General features: G+C 65.7%; 18 protein-coding genes and 1 tRNA gene. 9 read left to right on the top strand and 10 right to left on the bottom strand.

Translation table 11 applies throughout. The features are described from left to right. The first annotated feature begins 10 nt into the window (after nt 1–10). Genes pstB through phoR form a run of 4 tightly spaced genes read left to right on the top strand, consistent with a single transcriptional unit; the run spans nt 11 to nt 3,692 of the window. Nucleotides 11–859 (top strand): phosphate ABC transporter ATP-binding protein PstB, encoded by an 849-nt coding sequence (gene pstB / locus HAV18_RS29365; RefSeq protein WP_048025399.1) that lies wholly within the window; start codon nt 11–13, stop codon nt 857–859. A gap of 18 nt (nt 860–877) precedes the next feature. Next, nucleotides 878–1,582, top strand: a complete 705-nt coding sequence (gene phoU, locus HAV18_RS29360; RefSeq protein ID WP_166963129.1) for a phosphate signaling complex protein PhoU — start codon at nt 878–880, stop codon at nt 1,580–1,582. A 31-nt stretch (nt 1,583–1,613) separates the two neighbouring features. Further along, on the top strand, nt 1,614–2,315 hold the full coding sequence (phoB, locus tag HAV18_RS29355; RefSeq protein WP_027787869.1) for a phosphate regulon transcriptional regulator PhoB: 702 nt from the start codon (nt 1,614–1,616) through the stop codon (nt 2,313–2,315). Nucleotides 2,316–2,372: 57 nt separating this feature from the next. After that, the gene (phoR, locus tag HAV18_RS29350) at nt 2,373–3,692 is read left to right on the top strand and encodes a phosphate regulon sensor histidine kinase PhoR (RefSeq protein WP_166963127.1); all 1,320 of its coding nucleotides are present in this window, start codon (nt 2,373–2,375) and stop codon (nt 3,690–3,692) included. Between the two features lie 124 nt (nt 3,693–3,816). Here the strand turns inward: phoR and ppk1 are convergent, their stop codons facing one another. Then, nucleotides 3,817–5,880 carry a polyphosphate kinase 1 gene (gene ppk1, locus HAV18_RS29345; RefSeq protein ID WP_166963124.1) on the bottom strand — a complete coding sequence of 688 codons (2,064 nt, stop codon included), beginning with the start codon at nt 5,878–5,880 and terminating at the stop codon, nt 3,817–3,819. A gap of 278 nt (nt 5,881–6,158) precedes the next feature. Here ppk1 and ppx point away from each other — a divergent pair, with 278 nt between their 5' ends. Next, nucleotides 6,159–7,673, top strand: coding sequence for an exopolyphosphatase (gene ppx, locus HAV18_RS29340; protein WP_166963122.1), 1,515 nt, complete (start codon nt 6,159–6,161; stop codon nt 7,671–7,673). 86 nt (nt 7,674–7,759) lie between these two features. Here ppx and HAV18_RS29335 read toward each other — a convergent pair whose 3' ends face one another. From HAV18_RS29335 to HAV18_RS29325, 3 genes are all read right to left on the bottom strand, one after another. Further along, nucleotides 7,760–8,194: a hypothetical protein gene (locus tag HAV18_RS29335; RefSeq protein ID WP_166963120.1), complete on the bottom strand. Its 435-nt coding sequence runs from the start codon at nt 8,192–8,194 to the stop codon at nt 7,760–7,762. Nucleotides 8,195–8,372: 178 nt separating this feature from the next. Continuing rightward, nucleotides 8,373–8,810, bottom strand: a complete 438-nt coding sequence (locus HAV18_RS29330; protein ID WP_166963118.1) for a DUF3592 domain-containing protein — start codon at nt 8,808–8,810, stop codon at nt 8,373–8,375. Between the two features lie 36 nt (nt 8,811–8,846). Continuing rightward, nucleotides 8,847–9,173: a hypothetical protein gene (locus HAV18_RS29325; RefSeq protein WP_166963116.1), complete on the bottom strand. Its 327-nt coding sequence runs from the start codon at nt 9,171–9,173 to the stop codon at nt 8,847–8,849. Between the two features lie 191 nt (nt 9,174–9,364). On the opposite strand from HAV18_RS29325, the gene HAV18_RS29320 reads away from it, so the two are divergent. Next, nucleotides 9,365–9,916 carry a hypothetical protein gene (locus HAV18_RS29320; RefSeq protein ID WP_166963114.1) on the top strand — a complete coding sequence of 184 codons (552 nt, stop codon included), beginning with the start codon at nt 9,365–9,367 and terminating at the stop codon, nt 9,914–9,916. A 98-nt stretch (nt 9,917–10,014) separates the two neighbouring features. On the opposite strand, the gene HAV18_RS29315 is transcribed toward HAV18_RS29320, so the two are convergent. Next, nucleotides 10,015–10,091, bottom strand: a tRNA-Pro gene (locus HAV18_RS29315). Nucleotides 10,092–10,252: 161 nt separating this feature from the next. Here HAV18_RS29315 and sixA point away from each other — a divergent pair. Together sixA and HAV18_RS29305 are read left to right on the top strand one after the other, a co-directional pair. Then, a complete protein-coding gene (sixA, locus tag HAV18_RS29310) occupies nt 10,253–10,714 on the top strand; it encodes a phosphohistidine phosphatase SixA (RefSeq protein WP_166963112.1) in 462 nt (153 codons plus the stop codon). 170 nt (nt 10,715–10,884) lie between these two features. Then, nucleotides 10,885–11,691: a GNAT family N-acetyltransferase gene (locus HAV18_RS29305; RefSeq protein WP_011351620.1), complete on the top strand. Its 807-nt coding sequence runs from the start codon at nt 10,885–10,887 to the stop codon at nt 11,689–11,691. A 201-nt stretch (nt 11,692–11,892) separates the two neighbouring features. On the opposite strand, the gene HAV18_RS29300 is transcribed toward HAV18_RS29305, so the two are convergent. After that, on the bottom strand, nt 11,893–12,063 hold the full coding sequence (locus tag HAV18_RS29300; protein WP_165765590.1) for a hypothetical protein: 171 nt from the start codon (nt 12,061–12,063) through the stop codon (nt 11,893–11,895). Between the two features lie 136 nt (nt 12,064–12,199). Here HAV18_RS29300 and HAV18_RS29295 point away from each other — a divergent pair, with 136 nt between their 5' ends. Continuing rightward, nucleotides 12,200–12,376: a hypothetical protein gene (locus HAV18_RS29295; RefSeq protein WP_166963110.1), complete on the top strand. Its 177-nt coding sequence runs from the start codon at nt 12,200–12,202 to the stop codon at nt 12,374–12,376. 29 nt (nt 12,377–12,405) lie between these two features. On the opposite strand, the gene HAV18_RS29290 is transcribed toward HAV18_RS29295, so the two are convergent. The 4 genes from HAV18_RS29290 to HAV18_RS29275 form a co-directional block, all read right to left on the bottom strand. Next, nucleotides 12,406–13,776, bottom strand: a complete 1,371-nt coding sequence (locus HAV18_RS29290; protein ID WP_166963108.1) for an MATE family efflux transporter — start codon at nt 13,774–13,776, stop codon at nt 12,406–12,408. Between the two features lie 10 nt (nt 13,777–13,786). Continuing rightward, entirely contained in the window at nt 13,787–14,110 is a 324-nt protein-coding gene (locus HAV18_RS29285) for a DUF2288 domain-containing protein (RefSeq protein WP_166963106.1), read from the bottom strand. Between the two features lie 76 nt (nt 14,111–14,186). Next, nucleotides 14,187–15,806 carry an acyl-CoA synthetase gene (locus HAV18_RS29280; protein WP_166963104.1) on the bottom strand — a complete coding sequence of 540 codons (1,620 nt, stop codon included), beginning with the start codon at nt 15,804–15,806 and terminating at the stop codon, nt 14,187–14,189. Between the two features lie 368 nt (nt 15,807–16,174). Beyond that, complete coding sequence (locus tag HAV18_RS29275; protein WP_166963102.1) at nt 16,175–16,876, bottom strand: peptidoglycan DD-metalloendopeptidase family protein; 702 nt, start codon at nt 16,874–16,876, stop codon at nt 16,175–16,177. Between the last annotated feature and the right edge of the window lie 137 nt (nt 16,877–17,013).

Genomic DNA, 17,013 nt, shown 5'->3' with positions numbered 1-17,013 from the left:
GAGCGATCCGATGAATATGGCAGAAAGCCACCTGAATCCTGTCGAGCGCACTGCTGCGCCGGCCGGCACGCAAGAAGCGGCGCACGGCCGTCCGCTCGAGCCGCTGAACGCGAAGATCGAGGTCAACAACCTCAACTTCTTCTACAACAAGTTCCATGCGCTGAAGAACATCAACCTGAGCATTCCCGAAGGGAAGGTGACGGCGTTCATCGGCCCGTCGGGTTGCGGCAAGTCGACGCTGCTGCGCACGTTCAACAAGATGTTCGCGCTCTATCCGGAGCAGCGCGCCGAAGGCGAAATCCTGATGGACGGCGAGAACCTGCTGACGACGAAGCGCGACATCTCGCTGCTGCGCGCGCGCATCGGCATGGTGTTCCAGAAGCCGACCCCGTTCCCGATGTCGATCTACGACAACATCGCGTTCGGCGTGAAGATGTTCGAAAAGCTCACGCGCTCGGAAATGGACGATCGCGTCGAGTGGGCGCTCACGAAGGCCGCGCTTTGGAACGAAGTGAAGGACAAGCTGAGCCAGAGCGGCTACGGCCTCTCGGGCGGCCAGCAGCAGCGTCTGTGCATCGCACGCGGCATCGCGATCCGTCCGGAAGTGCTGCTGCTCGACGAACCGTGCTCGGCGCTCGACCCGATCTCGACCGGCCGTATCGAAGAGCTGATCGCGGAGCTGAAGAGCGACTACACGGTCGTGATCGTCACGCACAACATGCAGCAGGCCGCGCGCTGCTCGGATTTCACGGCCTACATGTACCTGGGCGAGCTGATCGAATTCGGCGAGACCGAAAAGATCTTCATCAAGCCGGTACGCAAGGAAACGGAAGACTACATCACCGGCCGTTTCGGCTGATGACGGAGAACAACAGCCATGTCGGATAAACATCTGTCGAGCCAGTTCGACGCGGACCTGAATGCCGTGTCGTCGAAAGTGCTGGAAATGGGCGGGCTCGTCGAGTCGCAGATCGTCGGCGCGATGTACGCGCTGAACGAATTCGATCGCGATACGGCCGAGAAGGTGATCGCGGCCGAGGAAACGCTGAACGCGATGGAAGTCGACATCGACCAGGAGTGCGGCAACATCATCGCGCGGAGGCAGCCTGCCGCGCGTGACCTGCGCCTTTTGATGTCGATTTCGAAAACGATTACGAACCTCGAGCGCGCCGGCGACGAGGCCGAGAAGATCGCCAAGCGTGTTCGCCGCCTGGTCGACGAGCCGGCCGCGCGTGCGGTCAACATCGCCGAGATCAAGGTGTCGGGCGAGATGGCCGTGACGATCCTGCGCCGAGCGCTCGACGCGTTCGCGCGTCTCGATACGGTGGCCGCCGCGCAGATCGTCAAGGACGACAAGGAGATCGACCTGGAATTCCGTGCGTTCGTGCGCAAGCTCGTGTCGTACATGCAGGAAGATCCGCGCACGATCTCGGTCGGCCTCGAATACCTGTTCATCGCGAAGGCGATCGAGCGGATCGGCGACCACGCGAAGAACATCGCCGAATTCATCATCTACATCGTGAAGGGCACGGATGTGCGGCACCAGCCGCGCGACACGCTCGATCGCGAAGCCAACAGTTAATCGACTCCGTACAGGGAAAAAAGAGGTGCCGATGCCCAGCAACATTCTCGTCGTTGAAGATGAGCCCGCGATTTCCGAACTGATCTCGGTGAATCTCCAGCACGCCGGTCACTGCCCGATTCGCGCGTACAACGCCGAACAGGCGCAGAACCTGATCAGCGACGTGCTGCCCGATCTCGTGCTGCTCGACTGGATGCTGCCGGGCAAGTCCGGTATCGCGTTCGCGCGCGACCTGCGCAACAACGAACGGACCAAGCACATCCCGATCATCATGCTGACTGCACGCGGCGACGAGCAGGACAAGGTGCTCGGCCTCGAAATCGGCGCGGACGACTACGTGACGAAGCCGTTCTCGCCGAAGGAACTGATGGCGCGGATCAAGGCCGTGCTGCGTCGTCGTGCGCCGCAGCTGACCGAGGACGTCGTGTCGATCAACGGGCTGCGCCTCGACCCGGCCACGCATCGTGTCGCCGCGCATGCGGAAGGCAGCGAGATCAAGCTCGATCTCGGCCCGACCGAGTTCCGCCTGCTGCATTTCTTCATGACGCACCCGGAGCGCGTGCACAGCCGCACGCAATTGCTCGACCAGGTGTGGGGCGACCATGTATTCGTCGAGGAGCGCACCGTCGACGTGCACATCAAACGATTGCGTGCGGCCTTGAAACCGGCCGGCTGCGATGCGATGATCGAGACCGTGCGCGGCAGCGGCTACCGGCTCGCCAAGCACGCGTAACGTATTCGGGCCTGCCGTGTGCCACGGCATGCCGTTCATTCTATCGGGCGCTGAATCATGAACATCATCTGGGCGCGCTTTCTGGTGTCGCTCGTGCTGCTCGTGCTGATCGGCGTATTGGTCGGCGTGTTCGCCGGCCCGACCGCGGGCCTCGTGTTCGTGGTCGTGATGCTGGTCGCGCAGGGCTTTTTCAGCACCTTCCACACGCAGCGTCTGTGGCGCCTGCTCGATGCGCCAGTCTACGGTGAAGTGCCGAGTGCGCCGGGCATCTGGGGCGAGATCTACTATCGTCTGCATAAGCTCGCGAAGCAGTGGCATGCGCAGGTGCGGCAGGTCGAACAGCAGCATTCGCGCTTCATCCAGGCGATCCAGGCGTCGCCGAACGGTGTCGCGATGCTCGACGACCACGATCAGATCGAGTGGTGCAATGCGATCGCCGAAGTCCATTTCGGCCTCGACGCGAAGCGCGACCTGCGCCAGCACATCACCAACCTGGTACGCCATCCCGATTTCGTCCGCTACCTGAACGCGCAGCATTACGACGAGACGCTCGTCATGCGCGGCATGGGCGACTCGCGGCAGAACGTGCTGGAAGTGCAGGTGTTTCCGTACGGCGAGAACCGCAAGCTGCTGCTCACGCAGGACATCACCGAGCTCGAGCGGACCGACGCGATGCGGCGCGACTTCGTCGCGAACGTGTCGCACGAACTGAAGACGCCGCTCACCGTGCTGTCGGGCTTCCTCGAGACGATGCGCGAGCTGCCGCTGAACGAGGAAGACCGCGCGCGCTATCTCGAGATGATGGAGCAGCAGGCCTCGCGGATGCGGCACATCGTGACCGACTTGCTGGTGCTCGCGAAGCTGGAAGGCGAAAGCAAGCCGCCGCTCGATCGCGCGATCGACATGCGTGCCGTGTTCGACCATCTGAAGGAGGACGCGCAGACGCTGTCGAACGGGCATCACGACATCGCGTTCTCGATCGACGAGACACTCGGCGTCACCGGTGCGCAGACGGAGCTGTTCAGTGCATTCGCCAATCTCGTCACGAACGCGATCCGCTATACGCCGGAAGGCGGCAAGATCGTCGTGACGTGGCGGCGCGAGGGCGCGCAAGGCGTGTTTTCCGTCACGGACAGCGGCTTCGGGATTCCGGCCGCCGACCTGCCGCGGCTTACCGAACGCTTCTACCGCGTCGACCGCAGCCGTTCGCGCGACACGGGCGGCACGGGGCTCGGGCTCGCGATCGTCAAGCACGTGCTGCAGCGGCACGACGCGCACCTGTACGTGCAGAGCGAGGAAGGGCGCGGCAGCACGTTCACCGCGCGGTTCCCGGGCTCGCGCATCATCGCGATCCGGCCGGCCGCGTACGAAGCTTGATCGCGTAATGGCATGCCGTCGCTCGTTCGGCGAGCGGCATGCCGGATTCGCAACAAAAAAGCGCAGCCCACGGCTGCGCTTTTTTGTTGGCGACACGGCGCGCGACTCGCGCCGCGCGGCCGGTTCAGGAGCAGAACTTCGCGAGCAACCCGAGTTGCGCGTTGCGGATCGTCTTGCCGGCACGGCGCCGGCGGTAGTGGCCGTCGCTGTGCATCTGCCATGCCGACTGGTTGTCGCCGAGGCACACCGACAGACCCTCGGCGATCACGCGCCGCTTGAGCTTGCGATCGCGGATCGGGAACGCGACTTCGACGCGGCGGAACAGGTTGCGGTCCATCCAGTCGGCGCTCGACAGATAGACATCCTCGGCACCGTCCGCGTGGAAATAGTAGATCCGGTGGTGCTCGAGGAAGCGGCCGACGATCGAGCGCACGGTGATGTTCTCCGACAGCCCCGGCACGCCGGGCTTCAGCGCGCAGACCCCGCGCACGATCAGGTCGACCTTGACACCGGCCTGCGACGCTTCGTACAGCGCGGCGATCACCGTCGGCTCCAGCAGCGCGTTCATCTTCGCGACGACCCGCGCGCGCTTGCCGGCACGCGCATTGTCGATCTCCGCGCGGATCGAGTCGATGATGCGCGGATGCAGCGTGAACGGCGACTGCCACAGCTCGTGCAGCGTGAGTTCGCCGCCGATGCCGGTCAGTTGCTGGAACACGTGATGGACGTCCTCGCAGATCTTCTGGTCGGCCGTCATCAGCCCGAAGTCGGTGTAGAGGCGCGCCGTGCGCGGGTGGTAGTTGCCGGTGCCGAGGTGCACGTAGCGGCGCAGCGACGCCTTGCCGGCCCGCACGACGCGCCGCACGATCAGCATCATCTTCGCGTGGCACTTGTGGCCGACCACGCCGTACACGACATGCGCGCCGACGGCTTCGAGCTGCGACGCCCAGTTGATGTTGGTTTCCTCGTCGAAGCGTGCGAGCAGTTCGACGACGACGGTCACTTCCTTGCCGTTGCGCGCGGCTTCCATCAGCGCGTCCATCAGCGGCGAATCGGTGCCGGTGCGGTAGATCGTCTGCTTGATCGCGACGACGCTCGGATCCTTCGCGGCCTGCTGCAGCAGTTCGAGCACCGGCTGGAAACTCTCGTACGGGTGGTGCAGCAGGATGTCGCCGTTGTCGATCGCGTCGAACATCGTCGGCGCGTTCGTGACCGCGGCGGGAGTCGACGCAGTGAACGGCGTGAACTTCAGGTCGGGGCGGTCGACGAGATCGGGAATCTGCATCAGCCGCACGAGGTTCACCGATCCGGCCACGCGATAGCAGTCCTTCTCGCCGAGTTCGCTTTCGTCGAGCAGGCGTCGCACGATGTGCGTCGGCGTGTCGGCCGACACCTCGAGGCGCACCGCGTTGCCGAGGTGGCGCGCGGGCAGTTCGCCCTGCAGCGCGACGCGCAGGTTCGTGATTTCGTCCTCGTCGACGAACAGTTCGCTGTTGCGCGTGATGCGGAACTGGTTGCAGCTCTTCACGACGAGTTGCGGGAAGAGTTCGCCGACGAAGCGCTGCATGAACGAGCTCAGCAGCACGAAGCCGTGCTCGAAGCCCGACAGCGCGTGCGGCATGCGTACGACGCGCGGCAGCGCGCGCGGCGCCTGTACGATGCCCATCACGGCCTGGCGGCCGAAGGCGTCGCGGCCTTCGAGCTCGACGACGAAGTTCAGGCTCTTGTTCAGCACGCGCGGGAACGGGTGGGCGGGATCGAGGCCGATCGGCGTCAGCACGGGCAGCAGCTCGTCGAGGAAGTAGTGCCGTGCCCATTCGAGCTGCTCGTCGTTCCACGTGTCGCTCGCATGGAAGTAGATGCCTTCCTGTTCGAGCGCGGGCAGCACGGTTTCGTGCAGCATCGTGTACTGTCGGTGGACGAGCCGCTGCGCGCGTTCGACGACGAGATCGTAAGCATGTTGTAACGACATGCCGTCGGGCGTCAGTGCGCCGGGGTTGTCGCGGATCTGCTCCTGCAGGCCGGCCATCCGTACCTCGAAGAATTCGTCGAGGTTGCTGCTGGTGATGCAGATGAAGCGGAGGCGCTCGAGCAACGGGACTTGAGGATCGGCTGCCTGGGCCAGCACGCGCTCGTTGAAACCGAGGATGCCGAGTTCACGATTGAGAAGCGGATAACGGACGGACATCGGCAGAGTAGGGGGTGATTCGGGCGATGATTCGAAAGGACGCTCGGAAACTCTCACGGTACGATGACGTGCTGATGACGATAATGGTTTTATATCGGGAAATTCTACGCTGTAACCGTTTCGTCTCATAAATGTTTCGACGATATGCAAACGAGCGGTGTGCATGCCCGTGAAGCGTGGCAATGGCAAGCGTTCCACGCTTAAAATGTCGCCTTTGATTGATCGCCCAGGGCTGTCGCACCGGCCGCCGCGGGCGAACGCGCACGGAGCCCCTTCTGATGGTTACAACCCCCCACTTGCTGGCTGCCGTGGATCTCGGCTCGAACAGCTTCCGGCTGATCGTCGGGCGTGTCGAGGAAACGCCGGCGGGCAGCCAGATCTATCCCGTCGATGCGCTGCGCGAGCCCGTCCGGCTGGCCGCGGGCCTGTCGAGCGACAAGATGCTCGATCGCGCGTCGCAGGAGCGTGGCTGGGAGGCGCTCAAGCGGTTCGGCGAGCGTCTGCGCGATTTCCATCCCGATCATGTGCGCGCGGTGGCGACCAACACGCTGCGGGTCGCGAAGAACGCAGGCGAATTTCTCGGTGAGGCCGAAGCGGCGCTCGGTTTTCCGATCGAAGTGATTGCAGGCCGCGAAGAGGCGCGCCTGATCTACGCGGGCGCCGCGCACTCGGTGCCGGCGAGCGCCGGCAAGCGGCTCGTCGTCGACATCGGCGGCGGCTCCACCGAATTCATCATCGGCTCGCACTACACGCCGATCGTGATGGAGAGCCTCTATATCGGCTGCGTGAGCCACAGCCGCACCTTCTTCCCTGCCGGCAACGTCGACGAATACACGATGCGGCAGGCCGAACTCGCGGCCAAGCGCGAGATCCAAATCATTTCGAGCGAGTACAAGAAGGCCGGCTGGGACCAGGCGATCGGTTCGTCCGGCACCGCACGTGCGCTTGCCGAACTCGTCGAGGCGAACGGCTTCAACGATCCAGGCATCACGCACGGCATTTCGCGCGGCGGCCTCGAGCGCCTGAAGCGCGCGCTGATCAAGTCGGAGAACGTCAACCGGCTGAAGCTGATCGCGCTGAAGCCCGATCGCGTGCCGGTGCTCGCGGGTGGCCTCGCGATCATGCTCGCGGTGTTCGAGGAGCTCGGTGTCGACTACGTCGATACGACCGACGGCGCGCTGCGCCTCGGTGTGCTGTACGACCTGCTCGGCCGGACGCAGCATGAAGACATGCGTGCGGTGACCGTCGAGGGCTTTACGCGTCGCTACGGTGTCGATCGTGCGCAGGCCGAGCGGATCGGCGCGCTGGCGGGGCGTTTCTACGACGAACTCGAAGAAGCCGACGACGAAGCGCGCGAGGAAGGGCGGATGTTCCTCGGCTGGGCGGCCGCGTTGCACGAGATCGGCCTGTCGATCTCGCACAGCGCGTATCACAAGCATTCGGCGTATATCGCGAGCAACGCGGACATGCCGGGTTTTTCGCGCACCGACCAGGCGCGGCTCGCCGCGCTCGTGCTCGGTCACGCGGGCAAGCTCGGCAAGCTGTCGCAGGCGCGCGAGGTCGAGTGGCCGCTGCTGTTCTGCCTGCGGCTCGCGGCGCTGCTGTGCCGGCGCCGGACCGACGCGGGGCTGCCCGACATTTCCGTTTCGCAGATGAAGAAGGGCGGGTATGAAGTGCGCCTGCCGGGCGCGTGGGTCGAGCAGAACCCGCTGACCGACTACAGCCTCAGCCAGGAAGCGGCGGAGTGGGAGAAGGTCGGTATCCCGTATCGCGTGGTGTATACCGGCGCATAAAACGTCGATGGCGGGGCTGGGAGCGGCCGGGCAGCAGGATGGCTTGCTGCCCCTCGGGATTGCCGCATGATCGTCCTCGCGGCCGCTCAGTCCGACGAGCAGACGATCGCGGTCAGGAACGGAAACGCCTGCTTGACGGTCGCGTCGCTGCCGGCCTTGCGCACGGCTTCCTCCACCGAGCTTTTCGTGCCGCGCACCACGACGCCATAGGCCCAGTCGCCGATCGGCGTGCCGTCGCCCGTGCGGAAGATCGGGTCGTTCGCTTGATAGCCGAGCACGACGTAGACGCCGAAGCCGTATGCGGTCAGTGAGTGGCTCGTTCGGAACGCGTTGACCGAGTTCGGTTCGACGTGCATCGGTTCCGACTGGATGTCGCCGGCGGCGAGCAGCGGCGCGACGAACTTGTGGCCGGTCGAGTGGCAGTCGAGTGCGTCGTCGAGTGCCTTGGCCGACGCGGTGCCGGTGGTTGCCAGCACGAGCGGCGCCGCGCAGAGGGCGGCCTTGAGAATGTTGTTTGTCATGCGCGGATGCAGGTTGTCCACGCGCATTATCGCGTGTTCCCGGAAGTGTCGTATGCGGGTTGCGGCGGTGGGGCGGACTACCTCGTTCGATTCGTGTCCTTCGCAAACGTGACCGATGATGAAAGCGCCCAGGCCCGCCGCGTATGCCCGGGCATCGCATGGACCTGCAAGTCGTCGCTCAACGGCTTATCGCGTTCCCGTACCGCCCGGTGAGCACGAACCGCACGCCAAACAGCGGCAGGACAAGAAAGCCGAGGCCTGCCGGCAATCCCCACAGCACATCGCCCCATGTCGCAAGGAACGTATCTGCCCGGGCCGTTTCCGCGGGTTCGGCGGTGTCGTACAAGACCGGCACGGCGGTTCCGGGCGGACCGTCCATGCCGCCGTTCTGTACGAACTCGATGCGCTCGCCCTGCGCTGTTTCGAAGCGTATGGTCGGGTGTCCGCTCGACTTGACGATTACACCGGGCGCTCGGGAAGCATGCGAGACGAAGATCGTCGTCCGATAGGCCTGCACGGCGCAGAAAGCGAGTACGGCGGCGCCGATGATCATTGCGATGACGGTCGCGATATTCATCGCCGGTTTTGCCGGACGATCAGTCGAGGGGGCAGTCATGCGAGGTCCGGACGGTGTCGGGGGCGGCACGTGTTTTCATTCGGCGTCGTATGCATTGCGCAGGTAACCCGAGCTGCCGTCGTCGGTGGCGGTGAGCTGGGCCGAGATTTCCTGTTTGTCGCGGGACCAGGAGGCCGCCCAGCTGCGGAAGCCGAAGCTGTCGACGGATGAGATTCGCTCGTCGCCGGTGAAATGGCATTTGACGAAGGTCGACAATCGCGACACGGCTTCGTCGAAAGGAAGGTCCGTTTCGAGCATCCACATCTCGTATGTTTTCCGTTCATCCTCGACGCACTCGACAGCCAGATTCCCGATGGTGCCGAGGCCTTCGGGCAGTTGCAGGGACGACAGGGATGTCGGCATGGTTGACGAAACTCCGGTTTGGCGTTGGGGCGTCGATAATGGTACCGCTACGTGTTCGAGATAGGCCCAGTTGATCCGCCCGCGTGCTTCTGGAGAGAAGGGATTCGTGCGAGCGTGCCGAAGTGGATAACCCGCGATGCTGCAACTCAATGAGTCGATTCGCTACGGAAGTGATGACCGGTAAAGGTCGAATGAGAGCGCTCGCCGTCGGTCTTTTATGGATGGCGACGGCCACATTCGGTGCAACGCCGGGAATCGATGATGCCGGGGGCCTGCGTCAGGTACTTTCCTGCCCGTTGGCGGACGGGAGCCGCATCGCGCTCGAGGCCCGCTCGCATGGGTTGGACGGCGATGCGCTGTTCGTGCGGCGGGGGCACAAAACCGGGCGCGCGTTCCTTGACATGCCGGAGACCGATTTTGTGGGCAGGATTGCGTTGTCAAGGTGCGTCGGCAAGACCCTCGTCTTCGTACTGAACTATGGATCCCCTTACTTGAAGGGCGTCGCAATCCGGCTGAATCCGGCAACGCATGTCGAAGAGCGCATCTATTTCGCGGAAAAGGCACTGCCGCGGTGGCTGTATTCGGGGCGTCGGGAGATGTGGGTGATTATCCCCAACGAGGGCGGCGAGACGGACGGGAAGTATCTGGTTTATCGATATTCCGGGTGGAAAGGCCGGCCGACGGAAAGCGTACCGGCCAATCGATTGCCGGTCGCGATGCGTCATCTCGAGCCGATCGAGTGACATGCGGCGCGAATGCGCCGGCGGCCAACCGGGTCGTTTCACGAGCCCGAAATGGAAAAGGGGTTACAACACGATGTGTTGTAACCCCTTGATTCCGGTGGTCGGAGCGATAGGATTCGAACCTACGACCCTCTGATCCCAAATCAGATGCGCTACCAGGCTGCGCTACGCTCCGACGAGCCAAAGATTCTATCGTCGAATGGTTGCTCCGGTCAATCCCCATATGCGGGTAAATGCCGCGGCGGCGAGCCGGCCGCAATTTGCGACAATTCGCACGGTAATCGGCCGGCCCGCACGCATGGGCGCGGGGCCGTTCGCCGACGCAAGGAGAACATCATGATGAACCTGATCCTGTGGCGCCACGCCGAAGCCGAGGACTACGCGACGAGCGATCTGGCGCGGCAGCTGACCGTCCGGGGCCGCAAGGACGCGCAGGCGATGGCCAAGTGGCTGCGCGGCCGGCTCGAGACGAACACCCTGATCCTCGCGAGCCCGGCGGCCCGCACCGTGCAGACTGTCGAGGCGTTGACCGACCAGTACCGGACGGTCGATACGCTCGCGCCGGGCGGCAGCGTCGACGACGTGCTGGAAGTGGCTGGCTGGCCGGACGGCATCGCGCCGACGGTCGTGATCGTCGGGCACCAGCCGACGCTCGGCAGCGTCGCCGCCCAACTGATCGCCGGCGGCGACGACAGCTGGAGCGTCAAGAAGGGCGGAATCGTGTGGCTCGCGAGCCGCACGCGTGACGGCAGCCGGCAGGCCGTGCTGCGGGCGGTATTGACGCCCGATCTGGTGTGAGGCCCGCCTGAAGGGCTTTGAAGGCATTCGTCATACGGTTTCGCAAGCTTTCTGCTAAAGTCAATTCGGCGACACGTCATTGAAAGGACACGGTCGTGCCACATAACGGTCACGGCCGATTACTACATTGGCGGGCATGTCGTCCTATTCCTTACGACCAGGAAAGCCTAATGCGAGAACTGCCGACGCCTACGCTCCCTTTTGCCTCGCTGCCCCTCGATACGTCGCGGCGCCACCTGCCGCGCGCCGCTGAAACCGTCACGTCGGAGTATCGCCTGCGCGCCGCGTGGGCGCGTACGGAAGACGAATTGCGCGAAGCCCAGCGCCTGCGTTACAGCGTGTTCGCCGAAGAGATGGGCGCGCAGGTCAGCGGCCCCTCCGGCCTCGACGTCGATCCGTTCGATGCGTACTGCGACCACCTGCTGGTTCGCGATCTCGACACCCTGAAGGTGGTCGGCACGTACCGTGTGCTGCCGCCTCACCAGGCGGCGCGTGTCGGCCGCCTGTACGCCGAAGGCGAATTCGACCTGTCGCGCCTCACGCACCTGCGCGGCAAGATGGTCGAGGTCGGCCGCTCGTGCGTGCACAGCGACTACCGCAGCGGCGCCGTCATCATGGCGCTGTGGGGCGGCCTTGGTGCGTACATGATGCAGAACGGCTACGAGACGATGCTCGGCTGCGCGAGCGTGTCGATGGCCGACGGCGGCCACTATGCGGCCAACCTGTACCAGTCGCTGTCCGCAGGTTCGCTGACGGCGCCCGAGTATCGCGCGTTCCCGCACACGGCCCTGCCGGTCGACGAACTGCAGACGGGCACCGTCGTGGCGCCGCCGCCGCTGATCAAGGGTTACCTGCGTCTCGGCGCGAAGATCTGCGGTGCGCCGGCCTGGGATCCCGACTTCAACTGCGCGGATTTCCTGACGCTGTTCCGCCTGTCCGACATCAACGCGCGCTACGCCCGCCACTTCCTGGGCTGAGCCGCCTGACCCGCGTCGCGTCCGTCCGGGCGCGTGCAAGCGAACGCCGTCGCGTGGCATGAGCCGCGCGACGGCGTTTGTTCATCTCGCCAACGTGTGTGAATCGGACCCCGTTAGTTTCGGCGATACACGATCACCGGCGTGCCGCGGGACGGTACGTTCGCGAACGGCCCGGGGGAGGGCCGGACGGCAGCAGCGCGCTTAATGCTTGCGCCGCCAGTCGAGCAGGTGGTGTTCGGCCATCCAGTGATGGATCATCCCTTCGCCGCCATGGCTGCGCTTGTATTCGCGCGACTCGAAGAACGACAGGGCGACGAGCACCATCAGACCGATGAACAGACCGATCAGGCCGGCAATTTCCTCAGACGACATGGCAGCCTCCTTTCCACGGCACAGCGCCATGCGTACATAGTAGGACATGCGCGGCGCGACTCCGAAGCAGGATTTCCGCTAGACTCGGCGCGGTCCCGGCGTGCGATGGGCACGCCGATTTCCGGAGCCATACCCGATGATCCGTTTCATGCTGGCCGTGCTGGCCGCATCCATTCTCGCCGGTTGTACCAGCGATCCTCATCAGGCCCGTCGCGGCCATCCGCCGGAAGATCCGGCCGACTATCACGGCGTGCCGACCGACATGACGCCGCCGTCGATGCTCGACGCGCCGCCGCCTAAACCCACGCAGTAACGGCCGCTTGCGGCCGCTTTGGTGCGCCGTCAGGCGCGGGCTGCAGGCGCGTCGGTGCCGATGTGCCGCAACAGCGCGGGCAGGTAGCGTGCCAGCGTCGCGCCACGCGCGGCCATGAACAGCAGCAGCGCGAACCAGAGGCCGTGATTGCCGAACGTGCCGACGGCGGCGAGCGTGGCCACGACGAAGATCGAGAACGACGCGACCATTGCACGCATCAGCGATTGCGTCTGCGTGGCGCCGATGAAGACGCCGTCGAGCAGGAAGCCCCAGACCGACACGATCGGCGAAAGCGCGGCCCACGGCAGGTAGCGCAGCGCAACTTCGCGGATCTCGGCCTGATCGGTCAGGCGCGCGACGATCCAGCCGCCGGCGGCCCAGTACACGAGCGCGAACAGCAGCGCGCCGAGCGCCGACCAGAGCAGCGTGACGCGCACGGCCTGCCGGAAGGCGCTACGGTCGCGCGCGCCGGCCGCCGCGCCGACGAGTGCCTCGGCCGCATGCGCGAAGCCGTCGAGGCCGTACGCCATGAACGTCTGGAAATTCAGCAGCAGCGCGTTTGCCGCGAGCGTCGCATCGCCCTGTTTCGCACCAAGGTGCGCGAACCAGCCGAATGCGCCGAGCAGGCACAGCGTGCGCAGGAAGATGTCGCGATTGAGCACGATCAGCCGCTTGAGCGCGACGCGGTCGGCGAGTGCGCGTACCGCGATCGGCGCAAGGCCGCGCGGCCGTAGCCGCCACAGCATCCATGCGCCGAGCGCGAAGCCGCAGGCGTCTGCCGTGGCCGTCGCGGCGCCGATGCCGGCAATGCCCCAGCCGAAGCCGTACACGTAGAGCAGCACGGCGCCGATGTTCACCGCATTGATGAACACCTGCGCGACGAGCGCGAGCCGCACGCGCTGCACGCCGAGCAGGTAGCCGAGCACGACGTAGTTCGCGAGTGCGAACGGTGCGCTCCAGATCCGCGCGTGGCTATAGGCGAGCGCCGTCGCGCGGACGGCGTCGCTGCCGCCGAGCGCGGACAGCGCAAATGACAGCAGCGGCACTTGCAGCGCCAGCACCGCGGCGCCGAGCGCGAACGCGACGATCAACGCGCGCAGCACGTTCAGGCGGATTCCGGCGGCGTCGCCGGCACCGTGCGCCTGCGCGACGAGACCGGTCGTTCCCATCCGCAGGAAACCGAATCCCCAGAACACGAAATTGAAGAACAGCCCGCCGAGCGCGACGCCGCCGAGATACTGCGCGCCGTCGAGGTGGCCGGCGACGGCCGTGTCGACCGCGCCGAGGATCGGCTGGGTCAGGTTCGCGAGGACGATCGGAAACGCGAGCGCGAGGACGCGCCGGTGCGTGACGGTGGCCGAGCCCGTGCCGGCCCCGTGCGGTAACGCGGATTCGGACATGGCGGACGCGTCAGGCGCGTTCCTGCACGCAGACCCACGGCGATACGACGACCGCCCACAGCTCCGGGTTGCGCGCCGCGTAATCGGCAGCGGTTTCGGCCGGCATGCGCGCGACGAGCCCGGCCGACAGCCAGCGCGTGACCTGCTCGGCGTCGTCGCCGGCAACCGCTTCCGCGACGCTGACGAGATCGAGGTCGCGCGCAACGGACAGCAGCTTGCCCTGCGCGAAGAAGCGTTCGAGATCGCACCAGTCGATCTTGGCGGTTTCGCCGAGGAGTTTGGCGTAGAGCGGGCTGTGCGACGCGCCCGCGGCGGCGTGGTGATCAGAGGACATCGTTTTCTTGGAAAGACTGCGTGGTGGCGCCACTATAAACCATCTAAACCATCCGGCCGCGCGGGTGGCGGCCGGCTTACGCGTCGCGCAGCGCGCGGCGCACGATCTTGCCGGTCGCGGTCATCGGCAGGCTGTCGACGAACGCGATCGCGCGCGGATACTCGTGCGCGGCGAGGCGCGTGCGCACGTGCGCCTGCAGCGCCTGCACGAGTGCATCGTCGCCGATGTGACCGGGATTCAGCACGACGAACGCCTTGACGATCTCGGTGCGCGTCGCGTCGGGCACGCCGACGACGGCCGCCATCCGCACCGCCGGATGCGTGAGCAGGCAGTCCTCGATCGGGCCCGGGCCGATCCGGTAGCCGGCGCTCGTGATCACGTCGTCGTCACGGCCGACGAAGCGCACGAAGCCGTCGGCGTCGATCGTGCCCGTGTCGCCGGTGAGCAGGTAGTCGCCCGCGAACTTGTCGCGCGTCGCGTCGGCATTGCGCCAGTATTCGAGGAACATCACCGGGTCGGGGCGCCGCACCGCAATGCGCCCTTCGACACCCGGCGGCAGCGGCACGCCGTCCGCGTCGACGATCGCGACCGCATGGCCGGGCACCGCCTTGCCGATTGCGCCAGGCTGCGCATCGAACAGCGCCGCGCACGACGACAGCACCATGTTGCACTCGGTTTGCCCGTAGAACTCGTTGATCGTCACGCCGAGCGCGTCGCGCCCCCAGGCCGTCAGCTCGGTGCCGAGCGACTCCCCGCCGCTCGCGACCGATTTCAGCGACAGCGCGTAGCGTTCTCTCGGTGCCGGGACGGTGCGCATCAGCTTCAGCGCGGTGGGCGGCAGGAACGCGTGGGTGACGCCGTGCCGGGCCATCAGCGCGAACGCGGCGTCGCCGTCGAATTTCTCGAAGCGGCGGGCGAGTACGGGCACGCCGTGATGCCACGACGGCAGCAGCACGTCCAGCAGGCCGCCGATCCATGCCCAGTCGGCAGGGGTCCAGAACAGGCGTGCGTCGCGCGGGAAGCACTGCTGCGACATCTCGACGCCCGGCAGGTGGCCCAGCAGCACGCGATGCGCGTGCAGCGCGCCTTTCGGTTTGCCCGTCGTGCCGGACGTGTAGATGATGACCGCCGGATCGTCGGCGGCCGTATCGGCCGGCACGAAGTCGGGCGTTTCGGCGGCGAGCGCCGCGTCGTAGCGCAGCACGCCCGGTGCGTCGGGCGCATCGTCGCCGATGCAGTAGACGGTATGCAGTGCCGGCAGTTGTGCGCGCAGCGATGCGATTTTCGCGTAGCCGGCCGCGTCGGTGACGAGCGCAGCCGCCTCGCTGTTCGCGAGCCGGTATTCGAGCGCATCGACGCCGAACAACGTGAAGAGCGGCACCGCGATTGCGCCGAGTTTGTACGCGGCGAGGTGCGCGATGGCCGTTTCGGGGCCCTGCGCGAGAAAGATGCCGATGCGGTCGCCGCGTCGCAGGCCGGCGCGCACAAAGCTGTTCGCGAGCCGGTTAGAGGCATTCCTCAGGTCGTCGAACGTGATGCGGGACACGTCGCCTTGCGCCGTTTCGTGGATCAGCGCGAGGCGCCCGCTGCCGTCGGCCCATTTGTCGCAGACGTCCACGCCGATGTTGTAGCGCGCCGGAACGTCCCACGCGAAGCGGGTGAGCAGGTCGTCGTAGCGGTCGGTGGCGGGCAGCATCGCGTTGTCTCCTGGGCGGCAGCGTGGTGTCAGGCGAACGGCTTACATCAGGGTTTCACGCAGACGAATCCACAATGACGTCTGATGGTAGGGAATCTTCGTACTCGTCCAATATTTGCGGCTCAGTGCACGATTCCATAATGACGCATAAGATCACGTAACAATCAGTGTGTGACCATGGATTTACTTCTGATAGCTGCGGGGTTCAGCCTGATCGGAATCGGCGTGCTGGTAGCGTTCGCTCGTCACGTCGATCCGTTGTCCGGCCGTTTCACCGGACGTCTGCGCAAGCGCTGACACGACCTTTCCCGATTTTCACCGCGACGGCACGCGATGCGCGCCGGCATCGCGTGTCGCCTGTCGGGCGCTCAGCGCGCCGGCAGGTAGCGTGACGGATCGATCGATCGGCCGCCGTAGCGCAACTCGAAATGCAGCGCGACGCGATCGCTGTCGCTGTTGCCCATCTCGGCGATCGATTGCCCCTGCGTGACCGACTGGCCTTCCTTCACCAGCAGCGCGCGGTTGTGCGCGTAGGCGGTCAGGTAGTCGGCGTTGTGCTTGAGGATGATCAGGTTGCCGTAGCCGCGCAGCCCGTTACCCGCATAGACCACCACACCCGGCGCGGCCGCGACCACCGGCGTGCCGGGCGAGTTCGCGATGTCGATGCCCTTCGATTTCGAGCCGTCGAACGTGCGGACCACGTTGCCGGCTGCCGGCCAGATCAGCGCGATGCTCGTGGCCGGCTTGACGGCCGATTCAACCGGCGCGGAAGGCGCGGGGCGGGCCCGGCCGGCACTGCCGGTGCCGGTGGTCGACGGCGTCGATGCGGTGGTCGTGCCGGGCGGCGGCGCGACGCGCAGCACCTGGTCGACTTCGATCGCATCGGGGTTCGTCATCTGGTTCCAGCGCACGATGTTCGCTACCGACGTGCGGTTGTCGCGCGCGATCTTGTAGAGCGTATCGCCACGCTCGACGCGATAGAAACCGGGGCCGACAGGCGCGGAGCCGCACGCGACGAGCAGGGCGGCGCAGGCGGCTGCGAAGAGTCGCTTCGTTGTTGTTCCGAACATTGAACCTCGCAAAACCCTGCCGCTCGTGACGCGGCAGGCAACACAAAACGTCAGATTTTAACGGGTTCGACCCGCACACCGCAGTTTGGGCGGTTGCCGGGGCCGTCGCGCGCCGGTTCGGCGCGCTGCGAATCGAC

Source organism: Burkholderia sp. D-99, from assembly GCF_011605345.1.
Classification (GTDB): domain Bacteria; phylum Pseudomonadota; class Gammaproteobacteria; order Burkholderiales; family Burkholderiaceae; genus Burkholderia.
Note: the sequence above shows the minus strand (reverse complement) of the source record. Positions and strands in the feature narration are given on the sequence as shown.